Genomic DNA, 5,044 nt, shown 5'->3' with positions numbered 1-5,044 from the left:
GTTCAAAGATGATCCGGTTGGTGCAACGGCCGGAGTCGCCCTGGTAGGAGCAGGAACATTGCTTGTTACGGGTTTGAGCCAAACCGTAATCGCTCTTTCAGGAGGAATAAAAGGCATTGTATCAGCAGCTAAAATGGCGATTAAAGGCTTGAAATATATTCCGGGTATTGGCCCCTTAGTTCGCTGGGCTGTGGGGGGCGTGCAGCGACTTTGGAATTTCAACTGGCAACAAACCGATGCTCAAATTCGCAAGTTACAACAACAGCGACTCAAGGCGTTAGCAAGTCGTTGGGGAGAAGCGCTAGGGGCTTCTCTCGGCACGCTTTGTGGATTTACTTTGGGACGGGCTGCGAAGTCAAACGCTCCCCGATTAATGCGATTCAATCCTTTGCTACTGGCTAAATTGAAGGAATTAGAATTTCGTTCTTGGGCTGAACCTGGAGAATTATGGGAAGAAGCAGTTGAGGAGATAAAAACTACTTTAGTGGCGACCGGACGCGCAATTGTGGCAGTTATTTTTATGGAAGCTTATGTCAATGTTCGGAAATTAATTAAATCCTTTGTTAAATTTTCGGGTCTGGGAACAGTTTTTCCTTGGTTGGGAAAAACTGTTGAAAAATGGGGCGAACCCGGACAAGAAGCGTGGAGTTTTGCAAAAAAGCAGGAAAAAATGATTGAGAGTATTCAAGTTGATTGGCTAAAAGATTTCACCGAAGAGTTTGTAGAAGCTACTCAGGATATGTGTGCTGAGAGTACGATTATAGTTAGTTACGCACTTTAAAACTTTAAAAATATAAAAACCGAATTATTCGGTTTTTAGTTTTAGGAGGAATCGGAATCATGGAAGAATCTAAGGGATTGCCTGAAAATTTTACTAAAGGATTGGGAGAAATACTCAAAAACCATTTAGAAGCTGAATCGGGCACTAAAGGGGATGATTGGCAAATTGATGTCTTCACAAATGATTTTGAGGATGAATTCCCCCTTGATCCTGATGCTCCCAATTCTCCTTATTCTTTTTATAGCCCTGAAGCGAATAGAGCCGAATTAAATCCTTACGGTGAAGATCGCAACAATCGCCCAAAAATTCAGGAACTAAACCAGCCGGAATTAGCTAAAGCTAGAGGCTGGAGAGTTATTGATTTATACCCCGAACGGAATAAAAAAATCGAATTTTATCGAATTGCTGGAACTCCCGCAGAAATTCGATTATTGTCGCAACAAATTCGCCATCTTAGAGAAATTATAAAAAATGCTGTAGGGGATATTTCTTTTGAGGAATGGTTTAAAGAATGGGAAAAAGGATTCCCTAGTTTTATTGATCGATTTCACGCCCAAAACAATCAAATTATTACCAATTATCCCCTTGCTGATTATGCAGGCCCAGGAGGAAAATTAATAGAAGCTTGGAGAAAGGATATTTCATCGCGCCCTACTTATATTAAATGGAAAAGCCTTCAAACACCCCAAAAGAAATATTTAGTTATTGAATATTTTCCTAATAGAAGTGAAGAAAAATCAATATTATTATCAGGAACCGAAGGGCAAATTGTAGAACATATTATTAAATATCATTATGGTGGAGGTGGTGGAATTGATGGAGAATATGATGAAAAAGTTCCCACAGAAATTTCAACATTAAGCAACAGACCTTATATTAAACTTTATTTTAGTCAACCCACAGAAGAAGTTGCAGATGGTAAACGTGCTGCAAGAATGGAAATAACAATAAATATTATGGACAAAACCGACTTAACTATTGACAAAAGCGATTTAGTCGCAATGGCAACTCGTATCACGGAAGAGTTTACCCCAGGGGAAAATCCCTATAAACACAAAAAAGGAAAGAATTATTATACTTATCACGATTGGGCTAATGGATATCAAATCCAGTTATTGGCTAATAGTGAAAATGAAGCCAGAAAAACACTGGTAAAAGTTTTGGCTATTAGACAGCATCAATTAAATGAAAAATACTGGAAAGAGTCACGGGCGGTTAATGTTAATTTAGCTTATCCAAATACAGAAGAAGAAGTACAAATCATGGGCAAGACCTACAAAAAACCCCTGCGTCGTCCATCGGTAAACGTTAGTTTTCGATGGGCGAGGTTAACCCTCCCCTCCATCGGGAAACATTTTATTTTAGCTTCCGGTGAGAAAAGAATGCCTGTTTCACCAGAAGCTAAAAAAAGTTAGAAATCTTTATAAAATCAAAAAATTTTTTGACGAACCCTATACCCTTCGGTGATGGTTCTGATTAAAAACAAATCCTTAAACCCTTTTATTGACAAGTGATTTAACGGTGGCTACATTTAAAGTGATCAGTTATTTTTTATTGGTAATTTTTTTTTATGCCAGCAAGTACACGCGGTAGAAAAAGGGAAGATTTGATTTATGTGGCAGCATCGGAACTTGTTATGTACGGATTTAAGACATTCGACATAACATCAGTGCCTGGAATTACCACAAGCGACGTAACAGCATTGGGGCATATAAAAGCAGAAGGAATGGCCGCAGACTCAACCAAAGTCTACGTTTTGCGAGCGAACGCACCAAAGCCCCCTAGAGTAAGCAAAAAATCTTCCAATCAATCAACCGGAACAGGAACCGGGACTACTGGGACACCTCCCCTAACTGTATCAACATTTTGTGCGTATAACAAAATCTCTGATGCAATGGCAGCGAAATGGACTATAGCAAAGCGAGGGCGAGGAATTACTTTTCGAGGTGAAGGGAGTTCGACCAGACAGCGAACAGTTGCAATCCCTATTGGTGGCGGATTTTATTGTTTTTCCTGCGATAGAGCAACATTTGCCACTTATGGATCTGCTTTGGGACTAAAGGGGACTCTTACAGAAACCGAAGCTAAAAAAGCCTTTATGGGGGCCTCAGCACCCAAACCCGGAACAGCTAAAGCTATCACCACAACTGGCTCTGTTTCTTCGATGTACGATCCCACTAAAAAGGGAGATTTAGCTGCATCAGAAGCAGGATGGTCGTTAACTGAAGCGATTTTATTAATGGCCGCACCTACACCTTAATAAATAATATGAACAATTTAATTCTTCCTGGTGAACCGCTATTTACCGAAACCTTAGCTAATCCTGGAATGTTCTGGTTTCGGCAGGGGCAGCGACAATTAAATGGTGATTGCGTTTTCATCCAGCCTGTTAACCAGGGAGGATTACTTATTCCTGTTTCGGGAAAAGAGGCGGAGGAATACCTTTGGGGTGGCGAATACGACGAGGCAGTAAATCTGTTTGATACGGAGCCTAATAATGAATATGAATGGTGGTTTGATTGATGAACAAATTGTTTTTTCTGGAAATCAAGATTATGATTTTTTCTTATTTTATTCAGAAGGGGGATTTCAGCCGACTCTTGAAGAATTATTAGAGGGAGAAGTAAGGGCTGATTGGGAAGATGAATCTGATGATAATGAAGAGATGGAAATCATGGGATTTGAACCATCCCCTTCTTACGGTTTACCAGAAAATCACCAACCTCAAACAATAAAAATTGAACTATCACTCAATATTTCAATTAACGGGCAAGCCGTATCAATTCAAATGGCAAGTGATGGATTAGATAGTGTAGGAGGGCAAAATGCCAGCATCAACGAGGGGGAAGAAAAAAGACAGACTTTGCATGATAAGAATGAATTCGGCGGGGCTATATTACGGATTTAAAAGTAGAGAATTCACGGGAACGGGAATTAGTGATGCTGACTTAAGTTCCCAATTGGGATGGATTATTCCTCCTAGTACAATTCCTGAATTTTTAGATCCAAATGCTTTATTGATTATTAGAGCAAATGCACCCAAACCGCCTAGATTTTCTAAAAAGACAACAGCAAGCGGCGAGGTTGCTGGAACCATTCCTAATAGTGTAACTTTATTTTGTTCTCCTGAAAAAGTAGCAACAGCAAGAGCAAGCGGTTGGAGTTTTGCCAAAAATGGAATTGGAATTAAATTTGTTGGTGAAACTTCTTCAACTCGTCAAATGAGTTGTTTCGTTAAGGTAACAGCAACAATTGGAACGGCTGATTTTTTTTATGGGTTCAGTTGCGATAAATCAACTTTTAATAATTATGGAACTATATTAGGGCTTCAATCTCCCCAACAACTAACCGCAGAACAACGCGAAAAACGCTGTTTCACTGGGGCAAGCTCTCCCAAGCCAAAACAAGCCACCTTGAAAACAGCAAATGGGGAAATATCAACTTTTTGCAGTGAAGATAAAATTTATGATTTAATTGCTGCGGGGTGGGCTATTCGTGGCTGATTACACTGATTCTTATGGCTCATGGATTGATTTAGGAAGAATAGCACCCAACTATAATTGGCAACAATTCCCCCGCGATGTGGGCGGATACGGAGGACGAGACGGGCTAACTTTTAGGTTTGTTTTTCACTACAATCAAGCGGAATGGAACGCCAATTTACAAGGAAGAAGCTATGGTTTATTTACCTTTTCCTATTTGGATGATTCAGGAAATTTTAATTATGCAGATCAAAAAACAATTAAGCTCTATCCTCAGCCTCAACACTTATTATTAGAACAGCAAACTTTTGCAGAATTTTATAGCAATCCTTATATTAGAAGGCGATGCCAAATCAAACGAGTTGATTATGGCAGAACTGGAAAATATATTGATATTAATACAGGTAAAGCCGTTTACTCTAATCAGCGTTTACCTTGGGAATTACAAGTTTATTATTTGATAATTTAAGCGGGGTATTCAATAAAGCATCTACTGCATACTTTTTGCTAATTTATACTAAAAATTATGAATGAAAATTCGGTAGTAATTGCTTTGTTTGCAGTTCAATGCTTTGCAAATTTAATTTTTTCTTGCTGGACATCTTATAAAATAGCAAAAATAAATCAAGATATTAAAAAATTAAACATTGACATTAACAATCTTGGTGCTTTAATGAGGCAGAATAAAGCTTCAATGGAGGGAAAACTTACTCGATTTATAATAGAGGTGTCTAACCATTTTCATCAAATTCATCGGGACACAAATTTTAGCTATCCTCGC

General features: G+C 38.9%; 7 protein-coding genes and 1 pseudogene. All 8 read left to right on the top strand.

Translation table 11 applies throughout. From position 1 onward, the window contains the following. Positions 1–781: pseudogene (locus ACKPEB_RS13890) on the top strand (hypothetical protein); the annotation flags it as partial. Between the two features lie 59 nt (positions 782–840). Continuing rightward, complete coding sequence (locus tag ACKPEB_RS13885) at positions 841–2,196, top strand: hypothetical protein (protein WP_408965522.1); 1,356 nt, start codon at positions 841–843, stop codon at positions 2,194–2,196. A 479-nt stretch (positions 2,197–2,675) separates the two neighbouring features. After that, positions 2,676–3,041 carry a hypothetical protein gene (locus ACKPEB_RS13880; protein ID WP_408965521.1) on the top strand — a complete coding sequence of 122 codons (366 nt, stop codon included), beginning with the start codon at positions 2,676–2,678 and terminating at the stop codon, positions 3,039–3,041. An 8-nt stretch (positions 3,042–3,049) separates the two neighbouring features. Next, positions 3,050–3,304, top strand: a complete 255-nt coding sequence (locus ACKPEB_RS13875; RefSeq protein WP_408965520.1) for a hypothetical protein — start codon at positions 3,050–3,052, stop codon at positions 3,302–3,304. Next, complete coding sequence (locus ACKPEB_RS13870) at positions 3,279–3,689, top strand: hypothetical protein (RefSeq protein WP_408965519.1); 411 nt, start codon at positions 3,279–3,281, stop codon at positions 3,687–3,689. Before ACKPEB_RS13875 ends, ACKPEB_RS13870 begins: the two co-directional genes overlap by 26 nt. Beyond that, entirely contained in the window at positions 3,658–4,284 is a 627-nt protein-coding gene (locus ACKPEB_RS13865; RefSeq protein WP_408965518.1) for a hypothetical protein, read from the top strand. The genes ACKPEB_RS13870 and ACKPEB_RS13865 overlap by 32 nt, the downstream gene beginning before the upstream one ends. Continuing rightward, the gene (locus ACKPEB_RS13860; protein ID WP_408965517.1) at positions 4,277–4,732 is read left to right on the top strand and encodes a hypothetical protein; all 456 of its coding nucleotides are present in this window, start codon (positions 4,277–4,279) and stop codon (positions 4,730–4,732) included. Before ACKPEB_RS13865 ends, ACKPEB_RS13860 begins: the two co-directional genes overlap by 8 nt. Positions 4,733–4,789: 57 nt before the next feature. After that, a partial coding sequence (locus ACKPEB_RS13855; RefSeq protein WP_408965516.1) for a hypothetical protein occupies positions 4,790–5,044 on the top strand: 255 nt, incomplete at its 3' end.

It is taken from the genome of Planktothrix sp., from assembly GCF_046067725.1.
Classification (GTDB): Bacteria; Cyanobacteriota; Cyanobacteriia; order Cyanobacteriales; family Microcoleaceae; genus Planktothrix.
Note: the sequence above shows the minus strand (reverse complement) of the source record. Positions and strands in the feature narration are given on the sequence as shown.

Coding starts and splice junctions, on each gene's coding strand:
- ACKPEB_RS13885 (WP_408965522.1), top strand. CDS start 841: ATGGAAGAATCTAAGGGATTGCCTGAAAATTTTACTAAAGGATTGGGA.
- ACKPEB_RS13880 (WP_408965521.1), top strand. CDS start 2,676: ATGGCAGCGAAATGGACTATAGCAAAGCGAGGGCGAGGAATTACTTTT.
- ACKPEB_RS13875 (WP_408965520.1), top strand. CDS start 3,050: ATGAACAATTTAATTCTTCCTGGTGAACCGCTATTTACCGAAACCTTA.
- ACKPEB_RS13870 (WP_408965519.1), top strand. CDS start 3,279: ATGAATATGAATGGTGGTTTGATTGATGAACAAATTGTTTTTTCTGGA.
- ACKPEB_RS13865 (WP_408965518.1), top strand. CDS start 3,658: ATGAATTCGGCGGGGCTATATTACGGATTTAAAAGTAGAGAATTCACG.